General features: G+C 38.6%; 14 protein-coding genes. 1 reads left to right on the forward strand and 13 read right to left on the reverse strand.

The features are described 5' to 3' along the window. Positions 1 to 153: 153 nt before the first annotated feature. The 10 genes from rpsR to glpK all read right to left on the reverse strand — a co-directional run bounded on the left by rpsR (position 154) and on the right by glpK (position 9,701). Positions 154 to 396 carry a 30S ribosomal protein S18 gene (gene rpsR, locus FFM61_RS02180; RefSeq protein ID WP_042492992.1) on the reverse strand — a complete coding sequence of 81 codons (243 nt, stop codon included), beginning with the start codon at positions 394 to 396 and terminating at the stop codon, positions 154 to 156. A gap of 50 nt (positions 397 to 446) precedes the next feature. Then, positions 447 to 1,001, reverse strand: coding sequence for a single-stranded DNA-binding protein (gene ssb, locus FFM61_RS02185; protein WP_074427123.1), 555 nt, complete (start codon positions 999 to 1,001; stop codon positions 447 to 449). Between the two features lie 71 nt (positions 1,002 to 1,072). Continuing rightward, the gene (rpsF, locus tag FFM61_RS02190; protein ID WP_074427122.1) at positions 1,073 to 1,372 is read right to left on the reverse strand and encodes a 30S ribosomal protein S6; all 300 of its coding nucleotides are present in this window, start codon (positions 1,370 to 1,372) and stop codon (positions 1,073 to 1,075) included. Between the two features lie 129 nt (positions 1,373 to 1,501). Beyond that, positions 1,502 to 2,446, reverse strand: a complete 945-nt coding sequence (locus FFM61_RS02195; protein ID WP_074427121.1) for a nucleoside hydrolase — start codon at positions 2,444 to 2,446, stop codon at positions 1,502 to 1,504. 62 nt (positions 2,447 to 2,508) lie between these two features. Continuing rightward, on the reverse strand, positions 2,509 to 3,495 hold the full coding sequence (locus FFM61_RS02200; protein WP_074427120.1) for a ribose-phosphate diphosphokinase: 987 nt from the start codon (positions 3,493 to 3,495) through the stop codon (positions 2,509 to 2,511). A 129-nt stretch (positions 3,496 to 3,624) separates the two neighbouring features. Continuing rightward, positions 3,625 to 5,004, reverse strand: a complete 1,380-nt coding sequence (glmU, locus tag FFM61_RS02205; RefSeq protein ID WP_074427119.1) for a bifunctional UDP-N-acetylglucosamine diphosphorylase/glucosamine-1-phosphate N-acetyltransferase GlmU — start codon at positions 5,002 to 5,004, stop codon at positions 3,625 to 3,627. A 13-nt stretch (positions 5,005 to 5,017) separates the two neighbouring features. Then, positions 5,018 to 5,872: a pur operon repressor gene (gene purR, locus FFM61_RS02210; protein WP_074427118.1), complete on the reverse strand. Its 855-nt coding sequence runs from the start codon at positions 5,870 to 5,872 to the stop codon at positions 5,018 to 5,020. Between the two features lie 155 nt (positions 5,873 to 6,027). Continuing rightward, positions 6,028 to 6,498: an 8-oxo-dGTP diphosphatase gene (locus FFM61_RS02215; RefSeq protein WP_074427117.1), complete on the reverse strand. Its 471-nt coding sequence runs from the start codon at positions 6,496 to 6,498 to the stop codon at positions 6,028 to 6,030. Between the two features lie 99 nt (positions 6,499 to 6,597). Then, on the reverse strand, positions 6,598 to 8,064 hold the full coding sequence (gene zwf / locus FFM61_RS02220) for a glucose-6-phosphate dehydrogenase (protein WP_074427116.1): 1,467 nt from the start codon (positions 8,062 to 8,064) through the stop codon (positions 6,598 to 6,600). A gap of 125 nt (positions 8,065 to 8,189) precedes the next feature. Continuing rightward, the gene (glpK, locus tag FFM61_RS02225) at positions 8,190 to 9,701 is read right to left on the reverse strand and encodes a glycerol kinase GlpK (RefSeq protein ID WP_074427115.1); all 1,512 of its coding nucleotides are present in this window, start codon (positions 9,699 to 9,701) and stop codon (positions 8,190 to 8,192) included. A 197-nt stretch (positions 9,702 to 9,898) separates the two neighbouring features. On the opposite strand from glpK, the gene FFM61_RS02230 reads away from it, so the two are divergent. Further along, complete coding sequence (locus FFM61_RS02230) at positions 9,899 to 11,098, forward strand: MFS transporter (RefSeq protein ID WP_074427114.1); 1,200 nt, start codon at positions 9,899 to 9,901, stop codon at positions 11,096 to 11,098. A gap of 110 nt (positions 11,099 to 11,208) precedes the next feature. Here FFM61_RS02230 and addA read toward each other — a convergent pair whose 3' ends face one another. From addA to FFM61_RS08925, 3 genes are read right to left on the reverse strand one after another with little or no spacing between them, the layout of a single operon-like run. Further along, positions 11,209 to 14,997, reverse strand: coding sequence for a helicase-exonuclease AddAB subunit AddA (gene addA / locus FFM61_RS02235; RefSeq protein WP_074427113.1), 3,789 nt, complete (start codon positions 14,995 to 14,997; stop codon positions 11,209 to 11,211). Continuing rightward, positions 14,997 to 18,563, reverse strand: a complete 3,567-nt coding sequence (locus FFM61_RS02240; RefSeq protein ID WP_074427112.1) for a PD-(D/E)XK nuclease family protein — start codon at positions 18,561 to 18,563, stop codon at positions 14,997 to 14,999. The genes addA and FFM61_RS02240 overlap by 1 nt, the downstream gene beginning before the upstream one ends. Continuing rightward, complete coding sequence (locus FFM61_RS08925) at positions 18,554 to 18,700, reverse strand: hypothetical protein (RefSeq protein WP_170176041.1); 147 nt, start codon at positions 18,698 to 18,700, stop codon at positions 18,554 to 18,556. The genes FFM61_RS02240 and FFM61_RS08925 overlap by 10 nt, the downstream gene beginning before the upstream one ends. Positions 18,701 to 18,742 lie beyond the last annotated feature (42 nt).

The following is an 18,742-nucleotide window of genomic DNA, read 5'->3' on the forward strand; positions in this document are numbered from 1 at the left end:
TTTGTCAGATTCGCAAGCTATATTTCACAAACTCTTTAAGTCAATTTCACGATTTTCACGCTGTTTGACATAGAGCCGTTTATTTTATCTTAATTCATTAACAAAATATACAGAAAAGGCTATCACCATAAAGTGATAGCCTTTTTATGCAAATTAGTCTTCTGCAACGAATGGCAAAAGTCCCATGATACGAGCACGCTTGATAGCAGTCGTAACTTTGCGTTGGTTCTTTGATGAAGTACCAGTCACACGACGAGGCAAAATCTTACCACGTTCTGAGATGAAACGCTCCAACAATTCAGTATCTTTGTAGTCCACATATTCAATGTGGTTGGCTGCGATGAAGTCAACCTTACGACGGCGACGAGGTCCGCCACCACGACGTTGTTGTGCCATGATTAAATTCCTCCTGATAGAATGTCTAAGACAATGTTGTCTTTAATAAATTAGAATGGTAATTGGTCATCTGATATTTCAATCTCTTGACCACCACCGAAAGGATCATTAGCTGATTGCGAACTAGCCGAGTTGTTACCATTGAACACATTACCATTTGAAGCCGGTGCTCCAAATGGGTTTTGTGATGCCGAAGCACTATAGTTCCCTTGACTAGCTTGTTGGCCGCCACCAAAATTATTCGTATTACTTGAACCATTCTGGCTACGCCGCGCTTCACTTTCAGCACGACTTTCCAATAATGAAAAGTTTTCTACAACGACTTCCGTGACATAGACACGTTGTCCTTGTTGATTTTCATAATTACGTGTTTGAATCCGGCCTTCAATACCAACTAATGAGCCTTTTGAAGTAAAGTTAGCAAAATTTTCTGCTGCTTTACGCCAAATAACCGCATTAATAAAATCAGTATCGCGTTCACCATTGGCATTTGTAAACTGCCGATTAACAGCAAGCGAAAACGAAGCAACGGCAGAACCGTTAGTCGTATAGCGCAACTCAACATCACGCGTTAGACGACCAATCAAAACAACACGATTTATCATATGGAAAGCCTCCTTCCAAGGTTTTTACACCTAAACACCAAACTTATTAAATTAATAGGTAATTTTAAAAATTACTTAGCTGATGCTACTTCGCGCTTAACAATCATGTGACGCAAGATATCTTCTGAAATCTTTGCCAAACGATCGAATTCGTTAATAGCTGCGTCATCTTCTGCAGTGAAGTTAACGATGTGGTATAGACCCTCACGGTAACCCGCAATTTCATATGCAAAGCGACGTGATGACCAGTCTTTTGACTCAGCCACCGTAGCACCATTATCTGACAAAATTTTGTCAAAACGCTCAACCAATGCCTTCTTATCGTCAGCATTCATGTCAGGGCGAATAATGTAAGTTAATTCGTATGCCATTATATATATTCCTCCTTTTGGTCTGTGGCCGACTACCTGCCGGCAAGGAGAGTTATCATTTATTTGATAACTCACAAACATTCATGATACACGACAATACAGCATTTTGCAAGTAATAGCGCCTTCTTATTAACCCAAAATAGCTAACGTATAGTTCATAAAGCGTTCTAAATAGAACGGTTCATCAACCGCAACTGCTGCAAAATTATTTTTGTGTGCATCGCGCAAGCGAGTTGGATCACCGATTGTGCGACCATCATTAGCATCAACCATCATGTTTAATGGTAACAATGTCACTAATTTAGGATCAACCGCAACACCAACAGCTAGTGGATCATGCAAAGCTGCACCAGCTTTATTAATGTTCAAACTATCATAAGCGTCAATATAAAAATCAAAAATATCCGCAAACACGCGCCCTTTTTCAGTCCCTAAATCACGCCATTGTTGGGTTTCTTTTTTAGTCAATAAAGTTTGCAACGTGACATCTAAGCCAACCATCACCAGATGCTTAGCATGCTTAAAGACATAGTCAGCCGCCTCTGGATCTTGATTAATATTCGCTTCTGTGTATGGGGTAACATTACCAGGAACTGTTAATGCCCCACCCATTAATGTGACATTACCAATTAAGTCAGCAACCTTTGTATCTTTTTGATAGGCTGCTGCTAGATTAGTTAATGGCCCCGTGGGTACAACAATCAAATCAGCTGCATATTTATGTGCTGATTGAATTAAGAAATCTACAGCTGTTTGCGCTGCCACGTTTTGCTTTGGTTCAGGCAAAACCACATCCCCAATTGCGTTATCTCCATGAATATCCTTTGACACTTGCATCGTCTCAAAATCCGTTGTCGTCGACGAATGACTAGCCCCCAAGTATACTGGCACGTTATCTTCACCTAATAATTCTAACAATTTCAATGTGTTTTGAGCAGCAGTTTCCATTTGTGTATTTCCAAACGATGAAACAACACCAATCAAATCAGCATCCGGCGTTGCCAATGCATAAGCCAGTGCTAATGCATCATCAACACCTGTATCTAGATCCAAAATCATCTTCTTTTTTGCCATAATACTCCCCTTATGATAAAAAATCGTTGCTCTAAATTATTAGAACAACGATATGCTTTTTCTTAATCCGTCGTACGGTGGAAACGACTCTTAAATAATGGTGATACAGGCTTATTTTCATTAATACGCTTAATTGTTTCACCGATTAATTCAGCCGTTGACACTTGTACTAACTTACCAAAGTGCTTTTCTTCAGGCAAGTTGATTGAGTCCGTTACAATAACTTTCTCAAAGACGGAATTTTGCAAATTCTCAACAGCTTTACCTGAAAATACTGCGTGTGTTGCCACAACGTATACTTCTGAAGCCCCTTCGTCTTTCAACTTTTGGGCACCTTGTGTAATAGTACCACCAGTATCAATCATGTCATCAATCATGATGGCACGCTTGCCCTTAACATCACCAATAACATTCATAATGCGGGCGACATTAGCCTTAGGACGACGCTTATCAATAATAGCAATTGGTTCATGCGAACCCAATAGTTCTGCTAAAGCACGTGCACGCGTAACGCCACCATGATCTGGTGAGACAACAACAGTATTATCATCCGCAATACCTGTTGTAATCAAGTAATCGGCTAACAAAGGTGCCCCCATCATATGATCAACAGGAATGTCAAAGAATCCTTGAATTTGTGATGCGTGTAAGTCAAGCGCCAACACACGCGTTGCACCGACCATTTGTAGCATATTAGCAACTAATTTTGCTGAAATTGGTTCGCGAGAACGTGCCTTACGATCTTGACGTGCATAACCGTAGTAAGGCATAACAACATTAATTGAACGCGCACTTGCACGGCGCAATGCATCAATCATAATAAGTAGTTCCATCAAACTATCATTAACTGGTGCTGAAGTCGGTTGGATAACATATACATTATCACCACGGACAGATTCTTCAATGTTAATTTGAATTTCTCCGTCACTAAACCGAGAGATATTTATTTCCGATAGTTCCACACCAATAGAAGAGGCAATTTTTTCCGCCAATGGGCGATTGCTACTCAATGAAAAAATTTTCAAATGTGGATCCGAATAAGTTGACATGCTTTCCTCCATAGACACATTCAAATATGTGCTCAAGTCTTTAATAATTTTATTGTACAGTTTTTTACCTTAATCTTCAATCCATTATTATCGACCAAAGTAGCTAATAAGCCCCCGAAGTACTTATGATTAGTTAAACTTTTTAAACAAAGGTGTGCGTTGCCAAAAATCTTTTTTTATGGTTTGGCGTGCGCGACCGATGCCCATTGCATGCATTGGGATATCATCCGTAATAATTGATCCGGCTGCCACAAACGCTTCAGCTGCAATTTCAACTGGACTAATAACTTTTGAACCAGAGCCAATAAATGAACGATCGCCAACATTTGAATGCCACTTATTTTTACCGTCATAATTAACAAAAACCGTGCCAGCACCAATGTTAACATCTTCACCTACTATCGCATCCCCAAGATATGACAAGTGTCCCATCTTTGAGCGCTCACCCAAAACAGCCTTCTTCACTTCAACGAAGTTACCAGCATGTGCTTGCCGAGCCAAATAGGCAGCTGGACGCAAATGTGCATACGGACCGACCGTTGCGTCTTCACGAACTTCAGCCCCTTCCAAATGACTGCTATCAATCTGAGCACCATCAGCAACAATCGAATCAATAATTTTAGTACCCGATGTCAATACAACGCCCTGACCAATTCTTGTTGTCCCTTTTAAATAAACATTTGGTTCAATTAACGTATCACTACCAATTTCCACATCAACGTCAATATATGTATTCATTGGATCAATTAGTGTAACACCTGCACGCATATGCGCCTCATTAATCCGCTGACGCATAATTTCATTTGCCTTTGCCAACGCAACACGGTCATTAACACCCATTGACTCACCAAAATCACTAATTTGGAAAGCACCAACAGTATGACCTGATTCACGCAAAATCTCTAACGTATCTGGTAGATAATACTCACCTTGCACATTATCATTATTGACATGTTGTAAACTTTCAAAAAGTAGTTGATTATCAAATACGTAAACACCTGTATTAACTTCATCAACTCGCTTTTCATCATCATCGGCATCTTTTTGCTCAACAATTCGTAAAACATTGCCTTGTTCATCACGAATAATGCGGCCATACCCTGTTGGGTCGGGTGCCTTAGCAGTCAAAACAGTCACAGCATTATTAGACTGTTCATGATAACGATACAATTCTTCATAAGTATTCGTTGTAAACATTGGTGCATCACCAGATGCAATCAATGTCATCCCTTTTTTATCGGCCAATAATGGGGCTGCCATTCTAATGGCATGTCCTGTTCCGAGTTGTTCTGCTTGCACCGCAAATTCAGATGTTTCATTTAGAACCTCTTCTACTTGTTGTGCACCATTACCAACCACTGTGACAATTTTGCCAACATTAGCACGTTTTACTGTATCAACTACCAGCTGTACCATCGGTTTACCACCGACTTCATGTAAAACTTTTGGTAAGGTCGACTTCATGCGCGTACCTTTTCCAGCTGCCAAAACAATGACAAATCTTTCCATGATTTCCACCCTTTTATTTAACTTTATTTTCTAAATTCTCTTCAAAGTTAGCATAAATTTCATCTGCATAATTACCTGCAGCGACATGAATAATGCCATCATCTTTATTTGTATCAACGTGAATTAATGATGTGTAGTCATCAATCACACGATGAGCCACACGACCCTCTGCAACAACAGCGGCACCAACAACTTGGCCTTCAAATTCCTTGACCAATGAAGTCATACCACGGATAGTACCCCCGGCCTTCATAAAATCATCCACAATTAAAACACGTGAGCCCATCGGTAATGAGCGCCGTGATAATTCTAACTTTTCTAAGCGTTGTGATTGACCAGTCACATAGTTAACAGACATGGTTGGCCCTTCAGTGACTTTTGTGTCATTACGGACAATAACGAAGGGAACATTTAGCTGTGCTGCCACTGCTTGTGCAACAGGTACACCCTTTGTAGCAGCAGTCATAACTGCATCAATAGGTTCACGTAAGTATTGCGTGGCAATTAAGCGACCAATTCGCTGCAAAAACCATGGTTGACCTAAAATGTCTGATAGATAGACATAGCCACCTGGTAACACGCGGGTTTCATCGTCAATCGCATTCACTAATGAAGCCACAAACTCTTTAGCATCGTCTTGTGTCATATAAGGTGTAAAACGTGCCCCACCAGCTGCTCCCGGAATTGTTTCTAATAGACCAATGCCGCGCTCTTGGAAGGTGCACTTTAAAATTGTCAGGTCTTCTGAAATAGAAGACTTGGCACTTTCATATTCTTCTGAAAAATGTGTTAGTGATACTAATGTACGTGGTCGCTCTAATAAATAACGTGTCATATCTACTAGACGATCGCTTCGGCGTGTTTTCATAATTTTATAACCTCGAACGTTCGGTAATTTTTGATTTAATACTGGCATTATAACACATTTGTTCATATTAAGTTTTAAAAACACTCGGAAAACCGAATTCAGCCCCTCGATCCTAATGCCAACAAACTATTTATCGGACGTTCGCTTTTTTGTTGTTATTGCCAATTAATGTGGTATTCAACCCCATCAACCATAGCATGAAGTGCCAATTCATTAATATTAGCATCGTCAAATACTGGTAACATTTCTGCAAACGTATTTGGCAACTGATACTGACCACTTAATAATTTTTCACGGGTTGTCCAAAAGATTTCGCCTTCACGGCTAGTATGAATTTTTCCAGTATACGCTGTCGTTTTATATAAAAACACAATATAACGCGCACCATCTGCTAATGGCCACTCTTTAATGCCCATTAATTTAGGTGCAGCAATCGTTAGTCCTGTTTCTTCAAAGGCTTCGCGATAAACAGATTGTGTCACAGTTTCGCCTGTTTCAACATGTCCACCTGGAAATGTAACGCCCGCCCAATTGGGGTTTTGGCGATTTTCAACCAATATTTCATGCGTATCTGGATTTTCAATCATGATCATATTTGTTAATTCAATTGCTGTATATCTAGCCATATAACTCTCCTTTAACACAAATAAACCTTCGCAACTGACCAGCAAGCTGGCAATTTATGCGAAGGTTTATGTTATTTATTCATTTTATCGAACAAAATATTAACCTTTAAAGATCCATTCATTATCATCTTTAGCTAATAATTCATCAGATGCTGCTGGTCCCATTGACCCTGAAACATAATTAGGGAATTGTTCTTTTGTTGCATCCCAAGCCGTTTGGATAGCATCAACGAAACGCCATGCAGTACCAACACCATTCCAGTCAGCAAAGTTTGACCCATCACCGTTCATAGCATCATGAATCATACGTTCATATGGTTCTGGCGTAACAGCTTTGTCTTCATCAGATACTTGCCAAGCCAAATCGATAGTTCGTGTATCAAAGGCTGATTTAATATCCTTAGCATTAATCTTAAACTCAATACCACCCTTAGGATCAATCAAAATTGATAGGACCGGGTTAGCCAATGAAACATCGCCACCAAAGATATTCAAGCCCTTCTTAAAGACAACATCAACTCGAGTTGACTTGGCAGCTAGACGCTTTCCTGAACGAATGTAGAATGGCACGCCTTCCCAACGTGGCATATCGAATTGCAATTTTCCTGCCACAAACGTATTATTTTGTGAATCAGCAGGAACATCCATTTCATCCAAGTACTTCTTTTGTGAACCATCAGCTGATTCACCGTATTGTCCACGAACAAAGTTTTCAGCGACTTCTTCAGCTGAATTATAAATCTTCAAAGAGTTGAACGCTGCGTTCTTGGCAGCACGGATTTCCTTGTCATTAAATGATGCTGGCTTTTCCATGGCCAACCAACCAATAACTTGCATCGTGTGATTTTGAATCATATCGCGCAAAGCACCGGCTGTATCATAATATCCAGCACGTTCTTCTACACCCAATACTTCTGACAACGTCACTTGAATATTTTCAATGTAGTCTTTATTCCAAGCTGCATCAAATAATGGATTACCAAAACGAACAGCCGCAATATTTTGAACCATTTCCTTACCTAAGTAATGGTCAATACGATAAATTTGATTTTCATCAAAAGCTTCTGATAATTCATTCTGCAATTTTTCAGCAGTTTCGTATGATGAACCAAATGGCTTTTCGATCATCAAGCGGTTGAATTCACCATTTTTAGTAATTAAACCTTCTGAATTCAAACACTGAGCTACGGTACCAAAGAAACGGGGGGCAACAGACATATAAAAAATACGGTTACCCTTCAAGTCGTATTGTGCGTCTAACTTATTATTCAAAGCAAGCATATCAGCATAACCAGCTTGGTCAGTGATATCTTGTTGAATGTAGTAAAAGTGTTCAATAAATGCTTCGGCGTTTGCCTTATCTTCCGTAAAATCAGCAATAGATGTGCGAACAACTTCACGGAATTCATCATTCGTCATATCTTGACGAGCAGTTCCAACAATTGCAAAATGCTCTTGCAAAAATCCCTTTTTAAAAAGGTTGTAAGTAGATGGGTATAGCTTACGCTTAGCTAAATCTCCAGTTCCACCAAAAAACGTTAACAATGTTGTAATTTCTTCAGGCACGATGGATGCTCCTTTGCTAGTTAGTTCATTAAAATGGTTGTTTAATAACTTCGTTACTATATTCACTACTTAATTATAAACTTTTTATCATCTTTTTTCTATCATAATGTGAAACGCTTACTTATTTAAATTTCCCCAAAATATTGCGTGGCTTTAATCGCTGATTGCCAGCCGCTATGTAAACGTTGGCGTTGTTCTTTTGGCAATTGCGGCTCAAAATGACGTCCTGCTTGTACATACTGTTCCAAATCTAATAAATCACGCCAATAACCAACTGCTAATCCTGCTAGAAAGGCTGCACCCATCGGCGTTGCATCTTCGTCTAATGAACGTTCAATTGCCACATGCGCAATATCTGCTTGAAACTGCATTAAGTAGGGATTACGTGATACAGACCCATCAGCCTTCATTGTTGCTAACTTATAACCTGAATCTTTTTTCATAACCTCTAAGATATCTGCTGTTTGGTAAGCAATTGATTGCAATGTTGCTTTAACAAAATCAGCCTTATTAGTCCCTCTAGTCATACCAAAGACTGTTCCTTGTACGTGTGGATCCCAATATGGTGCGCCCAAACCATTAAAGGCCGGTACAACATAAACTTCATTATGATTTTTTGAATCTTCTGCTAACATCCAAGCATCTAATTGGGTATCAATCATGTCTAATCGCTCATGTAACCACTGAATAGCAGTTCCTGCTGAAAAAATAGACCCTTCTAATGCATAAACCGGTTGGTCTTCAACTTGATAAGCAATGGTTGTTACCAGGCGATTATTTGAAACAACTGGTTGCTTACCAGTGTTCATAATCATAAATGCCCCTGCACCATAAGTATTTTTAACCATGCCTTTTTCTAAGGCCAGCTGACCCACCATTGAGGCATTTTGATCACCAATCACACTCGCAATCGGCACACGACCGCCAAAAAATGTCATTGGGCTAGTATGGCCAATAACTTCACTACTTTTATGTACTTGTGGCAACATCGTGGCTGGAATATTAAACAATGCTAACAATTCTTCATCCCATTCTTGGGTATGAATATTGTACAACATTGTGCGAGCTGCATTAGTTGCATCTGTCGCATGCACTGCACCATCTGTTAATTGCCATGTTAACCAAGTATCGACTGTACCAAATAACAAATCGCCACGTTGCGCTGCAGTTTGTGCATCAGGTACATTATCTAGAATCCAACGAATTTTAGTAGCTGAAAAATAGGCACTAATTGGTAAGCCTGTTTTTTGGCGGATTAATTCCGTTTTTTGTTCATCGTCTGCAATTTTTTGTGCAATCTCTTGCGATTGTGTTGACGACCAACTAATGGCATTATAAATTGGTTGACCAGTATGACGGTTCCATACAATTGCCGTTTCACGCTGATTTGCAATCCCTAATGCTTTAATTTCATCACCTCGAATACCTGCATTAATCAACGCATCCGCTATCGCAGTTTGTGTTGCATGCCAAATATCCAGTGGCTGTTGTTCTAGCCAACCTGGTTGTGGTGCTATTAACGCCATTGGAATTGATGCTGATGTCACACGACGAGCATTGTGATTAAAAACGATGGCTCGCGTGCCTGTCGTCCCTTGATCAATCGCTAAAATGTATTCTGGTTTCTTAATCGCCATCTTCTATTCCCCAATAATTTTATATAAATTTGAAACTTATCTTTTTTAAGTATACCAACTCCTTTGATTTATGCTAAACTTTTCTCGTTAATAAAAACGGACAAACACATAAAATGTGTTCGATGACATATTTCATTATTAATTTTATCTGTCATCAAATTTTAGTTTAAATAAAACTACACCATCCTGGAGGATTTATGATAAGTCAGTCGTCACAAGACGGCGGCGTACGCAAATTACAGCACGTCGAAATCAACGCAATTGTTCTTTACATCACAACTTTTTTCCAATCAACCGGCGCATCTTTGATTTGGCCAATCACAACTTTATACATGCATAATGTCTTACATAAAAGTATGACAATATCAGGAATTGTTGTCATGGGGCTTTCGGCTGCAATGATGATTGGTAATTGGTTTGGTGGCAAACTTTTTGATCATTGGAATCCTTTTAGGGTTCTCGCTATTTCAGTTGGTTTAGCTTTAATCACACTATTATGCTTAACTTTTTGGAACAGCTGGCCAGTATTTGCGATTTTTTTGTTACTATTAGGTTTTGCGGATGGGTTAATTTATACATTACTAAATTCTTACGCCACGACAATTCAAAAAATTGATACACGTAAAGTTTTTAATTTACAGTATTTATTTATGAATGTTGGTGTTGTTGCTGGTACTGCTATTGTTGGTTTTCTCTTCGATCATGGTGTTCAATGGGTCTTTGGTAGTGCTTCACTCATGTATGGTATCTTTTTCATTCTTGTTTGCTATTATTTCAATGTCAAAGGCCTTGCTAAACAAAGTGCTCGTGCTGCGGCTAGGGCTTCAAAAAGCAATTTTAAAACACCCGTTGTTATTTACGCCATCTTAGGACTAGCCTTTTCATTTTATATGGCGTATATCCTTTGGGAAACTGTGATTGCGACCCACATGACCGATTTAGGCATGACAACCAAAGACTATTCATTCTTGTGGACTTTAAACGGTGTCGTTATTATATTTGGTCAAGGCTTATTGGATCGTTTTATCGAACGGTTACCTGTCCGTTGGACCGTATTAGTTGGCTCAACCTTATTTGCCGGTTCATTTTTAGTCTTGATTCAAGCAACAACTTACCCGATGTTTATTGTAAGTTTCTTAATTCTGACAATTGGTGAAATTTTAGCTAGTCCACAAATTCCTGCTTGGGTAGACGATGTTAGTGATCCCAATGCTAAAGGTCACGCCCAAGGATTATTGACCATGTTTGTATCCTTAGGACGTGCAATCGGACCTTTGTATGGTGGCTTGTTAATCGACAGTGGTTCATATAAATTACTATTCACGTCAGTCTTTATTATTATGTTGTTCTTCATCATCTTAACTTGGTTGCTCAACAACTTACATAAAAGAGCATAAATCATCAGGTTGGTAACGATAAGTTTGGGCTGATATTAAAAAATAACATACTAAAAATCCTGATAGCTGTTGATTTTATAGATCAATAGCTATCAGGATTTCTTTTTATATTAATTCGTTAGTTCAATTAAAGTTTCTGCATTTAATGCATAAATAAATTTTCTGGGTGCTGCTAGACCCATCGCAATTAAAGCTTGTGAATAGATGTTTATTTGCCCATTATACCGTTGTTTTAAAGTTTGACTTGCCTGTGCTGGCTTAACGTGATCCGTTTTATAATCGAATAACCACACTTCATCACCGACCTGGAAATAACCGTCAATAATTCCGTGAACCAACACTTTATCATCCCCATCAAAATTACGATATAAACGATTGGCATCTAATAACAATGAAAAAGGCACTTCTCGTTTCAGTGTCGCTGCATGTTGTATCATTTGTTGTCCTAAAACAGATTCAGTAAAGAAATGATGAATTTTTGTAACACTAATTAATGGCGCAACTTTTTCATCAATCATTTTGTCCATGACTAATCGTTGAATAAGCGTTTGAATGGCTGCTATATCAACCTTACCAGCGACTAAATCAATTCGTTGCATCACCAGATGCGTTGCTGTTCCAACAGCTGCTGGTGAAACTTGGGGTGTGCTAATCTGCATAAACGATGGTTCTGGCAATGTTTCATCTAGCGCACGCAAACCGGCAAAGTCATCAGTCACCAGCCGTCGGTCAACTGGCCCACGACCTTCTTGCAAATCCGGATCTTCAAATAATCGTTTGATTTCTGAAACAGATTGATATGAAGTGGCGCGCGTGGCATTTTCGTAAGAATATTTAAATTCTAAAATTTGACGCCAATCTTGGACATTCTCACGAGAAGACGTTGCTGCTACTGGTGTTATCGTCTCCGTCATAATTGGCTGATAATGAGTCATTGCGTCAGCTAATTCTTGCGCATTCAAAGCAACCACATTAAATTCAAACGACTGTTTAGGCGTTTTTATCCGAATATCATCAAATTGTACGCTATCATCCGTATCATACTTTGCCAACGTTGCTAATTTTTCTGGTGCTTGAGGATGCCGTACCAGTGCCATGCCGACTAAATCCATAAATGATTTCCCAGCTAAGCGAACCGTTTCTGGCAGCATCCATTCTGTTTCACCTACACTTTGTTGCCACGTTGACCAAAGTTTTTGAACATTGTCATACGCACCCACAATAAACAATTGTTGTTCTGCACGTGTTAAGGCAACATATAATACACGTAGCGCCTCTGCATAGGCATTCTTCCGTTTTACCTGTGCGATGTATTCATGCTGTGGTGTCAATAAATTCAAATGATGCGCAATGTCGATATAGTTTAATCCCCCACCAGCATACGCATCTAATAAAATACTACCTTGCGTTTCACGCGTACTAATCATGGTACGCGTGGCATTTAGCAAAAAGACCACCGGAAATTCAAGACCTTTGGAATGATGAATCGTCATCAAAGAAACTGTATCTTGTGCAACATTCGCATCAGCTTCACCAAGATCCTTTGTTTGACTTTGTAATTGCGTGACATAATTAATAAATTGATATAAACCAATAAAACTACTCTTTTGGTATGCTGAAGCACGTTCATATAGTGCATGTAGATTGGCCTGTCGTTGGGCACCAGATGGTAAACCACCAACATAATCAAGCCAACCAGTTTGATTATAAATTGACCATAATAACGTTACGATTTGATTTTGAACTGCTAAGTCTCTAAAAATAGCCAAATCATGTAAAAATTGTTGGACTTGTTGCTGCGTTTGGCTAACTAATCGCGTATCATCCGTTATCATTTGACTAGATGCATCAAGACTGGCCATACGTTGAACAGCGGTATAAAAATCAGCATCCGTTGCTTGTAACCTAATTAATGCCAAGCCATTTTCAGTAATATTATACAAAGGTGAACGTAAAACTGCTGCTAAAGGAATATCTTGATGCGGATTATCAATCACTTTCAAAAAGCTCATCATGACAGAAATTTCAGTCGTTTGAAAATAATTTTCTGTACCATCAATCACAATTGGAATATTCATTTCACGAAAAACGTCTAATACTTCCAAATTTTGTCCTTTGGTTGGCACTAAAATGGTGATGTCACTGTACTTGATGGGCCGTGACATACCTGCTTTACGGTCAAATATGACAAATTTTGATTGCATTAACTCTTGAATTTTCAATGCCGTCATGCAAATTTGACCAGTCGCCTTTGTATAACTATTCGACGTCAGCAATGACGCTTCTGCTTCATCTGATGATTCATCCTTCTCGTCATTCAAATACACTAACAAATCAGCTTTTTTCACTAATTCATCTGGATAATAATCAGCCCCGGCTACTAATTCAGCATCCCCTTCATAATCAATATCACCCAATGATTGACTCATCGATTGTGCAAATATGTAATTAATAAAATTAGTGACGTTGGGTAACGAACGAAAATTCTCTTGCAATATAATCACCGTATTATCGGTGCTTTGTGGATACATTGCTAATTTATGAGCAAACAACGTTGGATCAGCTTGACGAAACTTATAAATTGATTGTTTGATATCACCTACTTGGAATAAATTATCACCCGAGGTCATTTCATGTAAAATGGCTTCTTGCAATTGATTTGTATCCTGATACTCATCCACCATAATTTCACTATAGTGTGCTTGCAACTCTTGTTTCACTTTTTCCTGATTTACAATCCGCAACGCAAAATGCTCTAAATCATTGAAATCTAAGACCTTTCGCTGTAATTTTTCAGTTAGAAAATCATCACTAAATGCTGTGGTCAAAGCGACAAGCTGTTGCATGACTTTTTTTGCTCCTTGAATAGCAAAACGCAAACCATCCTGGTCTAAGGTAAAATATTGTGCTTGTAATTTATCAAATCGATCTTTCAAGGCTACTCGTTCAACTTTGACTTGTTCCCACGCTGCCTTTAATTCTGGATCATGCTTTTTAGTGAAATTTTTTCCCTTGCCCTGATCATCCTTTCCCCATCCCATCAAATCGGCTTGCTGAACGACTTGGCGAATCGTATGCCAATCATTGCCTTCATTTTGTACAACATTTAAAACTTTTTGATATGTTGTTTCATCAGCTTGTAAGTTTAATAAACGATTGACTGCCGGCGCAGCATCCATGGTATCTGGGGCTTGTTGGCTTAATTGATATGCTTTATCATAAATTGCCTGTAGTTCTGCTAAGATAACTGGTCTTAAATAACGACTGTAAAAATTACTTTTAGTAAAATCATCAGTCCCAATATCATACAAATCGGATAAATGGGCTAACCATTCCTTAGTATCTGGGCGGGCTGTCGCAAAATTATATAATGAAAATACTGCATCTTGCAGACTTTGATCATCAGTCGTGCTACTTGTAAATTGCGTTGCAAAAGTCGCAAATTCATCTTCTACATCTTGTGTATATTGTGTTTCTAATAATGTGTTATAGACTTCTAACATTACTAAGGTACGTTCTGCATCATCCATCAACCGAAACTGGGGATCTAAATCAATCGTATAATGATATTGTTCGATTAAACGTAAGGCAAATGCATGCAAGGTTGAAATATTGGCAACATTTAGTAAACGTAATTGTTTTAACAAGTGTTGGCGTTCTTGTCCGTCGGCATTTGCCAATGCTTTACGAATTTCGGTTTCTAAACGTTCCTTCATTTCGGCTGCTGCTGCTTCCGTAAACGTCACAATTAAAAACTGATTAACGTTTTCACCAGCCAATAAACGCCGTAATACGCGTTCTACCAAAACACGTGTTTTACCAGAACCAGCAGAGGCAGAAACTAAAATATTCCGCCCTTTTGTTGTAATTGCCGCCGTTTGTGCATCTGTAAAATTCATTATTTTCCTCCTTGCAATGATGTCTGATTATACTGTGCAATGAAGGCCTTCATTGCTGCCAAGACCTCATTGTCTTTAAGAGCACCACTAATATCGTTATACTTATTTCCCATCATGGCATCAAACATCATCACTGGTGTATATGGGGAATACATTAAGCCTGTACTCGTGGCACCATCCTTAAAAGGGGCCAATGGGAAAGTACCCGCCAATATATTTTCAGCAATTTCTTTAATTTTAAATTCATTAAATGACAATAGCGTGTCCATATCATCATCAGTCACAACGTCACTAGCTGCTTTAAATGACCCATCTTTTTTACGATCAATTGCATATGGTGCAACAATTTCATCAGCACTCTCTAGACGACTAATATACTCTTCATTATTTTTCAAAACCCCGCGATAACGACCTTGATCAACCATTAACTGTCCAGCATTGTCTTGCATTTGCGAAAGCGTATCGCCTGTGACGTTTTTCATTTCAATCCATGGATTTTTCAATGACCAAAATAAAGCCCCCCCCATCTGGCTTACTGGTAACAATTGCTTGTTCATCAAAATAGCTGTCCAATATGTCATTAATTGTAATTCAAGTCCGACGTATGCTTTTTTGTAATCAAATTTACGAGTTCCTGATTTGTAATCAATAATGGTCAAAAAATCTCCTGCTGCTGTTGTGACCAAATCATACCGATCAATTTTTCCTCGAACGGTTACTTTACCAAATGGCATTTCATACATAACTGGTTTTAATTGACTTTGAGGTAATCCAAAGCCAGCTTCAACGCCAATTGTTTTAATGCCACCTTGATCGAGCTGTCCCCGACGCATACTCATAATTGTTTCATGAATTTGATCCGCCAAACGTTTCGTTAAAAAGCCCATACGATATGAACTATTAAAAATATCATAGGTTGGATCATCACTCTTTAGAATACCTTGTAACATATCTTGTTCTAACTGCCGTAATGCCTGTTCTGTTAGTTCACCTAAAGCTTTTTGTTGCGTAATCAATGCTTGAAATACTTGTTCTAGTAAAGCGTGCATTAATGTTCCTTTTTCGGCTGGTGTGAGCTGTAAAACTTGGCGTTCTTGTAATTTTAAGCCATACTGCAAGAAAAACTCGAATGGATTTCGTGAATAACTTTCTAGTCGTGAAATTGATACTCTTAACTCCTGACCAAATAATGATGTCACTAATGCTGGTTGTAAGGGCTCAGGTTCATTGATGTAATATAGGCCACCCAATAATTGTTTTAGCTTATTTGGTGCAATTTGTTGTAACTGTTGCGTCAAATTCTGCCAAGCTGAACTCAATAGCCTTTGATCTTTTTGTTGTAACTTTGCTTGCCGGTTTACAACTACTAACTGCGCAATTGTACTTGTTGGTGTACCAATATATGGCGTTAAATCATCACTATCAGGATCTGGTAAAGCATCAAATTGCTTTACTACTAAATTAAATTGTTTTTGAATTCGTGTGACATATGTTGACGGTTGCTGCCCACTATCACCATCACTAGTTGCATACGTCCAAATCAAACGTTGATTAGCAATCATCATTGCTTTATACATCAATAATGATTCTTGCGCCATTTGCTGTTCGGAGGTTTCCTTTAAAAAGACATGTTCCGGTAAAATTGTTTGTAATATATCGCGATCACCATCATGTAAAATAGCTTTCGTACGAGTAACAGCTGGTAAATTATGATTTGTTGCCCCAAACACAATAACTGTTTCATATCCTGTTCGTTGCACAATACCACTTTCTGAAATCCGCACTTGATCCATCGTTGCCGGAATACCTGCATACTTAGCATTGTCAAAAGCTGCTTTAAAAATTTCTTGCATTTGCACGACGTTCATCGTCTCTTGATCAAAAATTGTGGCAAAATCATCTAAAATATCAATAAAGACCCGCCAAACTTGTTCAGGTTGCTGGGCCGCCCACAAATCACCACGATCAATTGCCGTATCTCGCCAATCGATCAAACGCTTTTGAATACCAATCTGCGTCATAAATCCATACAACTTCACTGCCATCTCACGGGCCGTCGTTGCATGTTGTAAATCTTTTATAAATGGTGCTACCACTTGGCTAATCTGATCATGAATTAACGACAATTGCGCATCTTTACTAGCTACGCGTTCACGAGTTACTTCATCATCACTAACTTGTGCTTGGCGATCATAACGCCAGGTATTTGTATTTGTCCATTGCCAACCACCGATATTCTTAGCTAGCACAAAATTTTCAGTTTCTGTCAGTGCTTCCCGATAATCTGCTATCGATACATCAGCTGGTATGAATAATTCTGTTTTTAAAAAACTCATCACATCAGTAATTGTGTATGCTGGTGCCAAACGCAATAATTTATCCAAAAAAGCCACTAACGGGTGGGCCGCCATCGGCCGATCTAAATCCATGAACATGGGAATATTATAACGTTCAAAAACTGCTGGTATGATATTTTCATATTGGCCTAAATCACGAGTCATTAACAAATAATCTCGGTAACGTCGTTTACCACTCGCAACTTCTTGGCGAATCAAACGCGCCATTTGTTCAACTTCCTGATAACGCGTGTGCAACTGCCACACGGTCACATCATCAGCTTGATAACCGGTCTGCGTGATACCCGTTTGTTCGTACTGAATCCAAAATGATTCAATCGCCTGCATACTTGCACTAATTTTTCTTTGTGGTTCAATCGTCTTAGTGACAACCTGAATATCATGTTTAATCGAAAAATCACGTAGTTGTCGGCCTAATTTTTTTGGACGATAAAATAAATCATTTTCACTAATTGCTGCTTGCGTCAAACTTGCAGCACCATCATCAGCTGGTAACGCTAAAATAACCCCTGCACTGTAGGTAATCAAAGCTTCAACTAACCCTTGTTCCACTGATGTCATTTGCGAATAATCATTGATTAAAAAATAATGATGCGAGATATCTGTTTGTCCAGTTGCTAAATAAACGCGTAACGCTAATAACAAGTCACTACTCAAATATTGTTCCCGCTGCATCAATTCATTATCTAAATCTATTCCAATAGTCGCTAGATCGTGTAATTTCATCTGCAGAGTTTCTTGATTCGTTAATTGATCAGCCATTTTATTAACTTCTGACCAACGTACACCAGATTGTTTTAATTCTAATAATTGGGTTGTAAATTGACCGATAAATCCTTGCTTTGACAACAAGTTACCATAAAGTTCCAACTCTTTTTTATTTTTTTCAAGTAACGTTTGTACCAACATGGTTAAACCATTTTGTGACATCGTTGCTTGTTGATACAACGGATCATTTTGCATGTAATACCATGCTAAACGACTCAAGGAAAAAACAGATACTCGTGGCACTGAAATAGCAGCACCATAATGCCCCGACAAATTAGCTAATCGATTTAAAACTTTAATTTCCGTTTCAAATTTAATGTGATTAGGCACCAAATAAAATATTTCTGCTTGATCATCATTAGCTAAAATATGTTGTGCCCGCTCTAATAAAGCTAGCTCATGATCAGCACTTGCGCGACCAAACAATAATTCTAATGCCATTTTTCGCCCCCATTAATTGTCTTATTTGTTATTATTTTACCAGTTTTATCCATTGGATTAAATTTGGTTACATCATGATTTAGGTTACAAAAATCAGAACAGTTTAAATATCTCTCACTTGCTGTTAATTTAGTCATAAAAATACCCCGAAAGTTAACCTTTTACTTTCGGGGTACACA

This window comes from Weissella hellenica (assembly GCF_005405545.1).
Lineage (GTDB): Bacteria > Bacillota > Bacilli > Lactobacillales > Lactobacillaceae > Weissella > Weissella hellenica.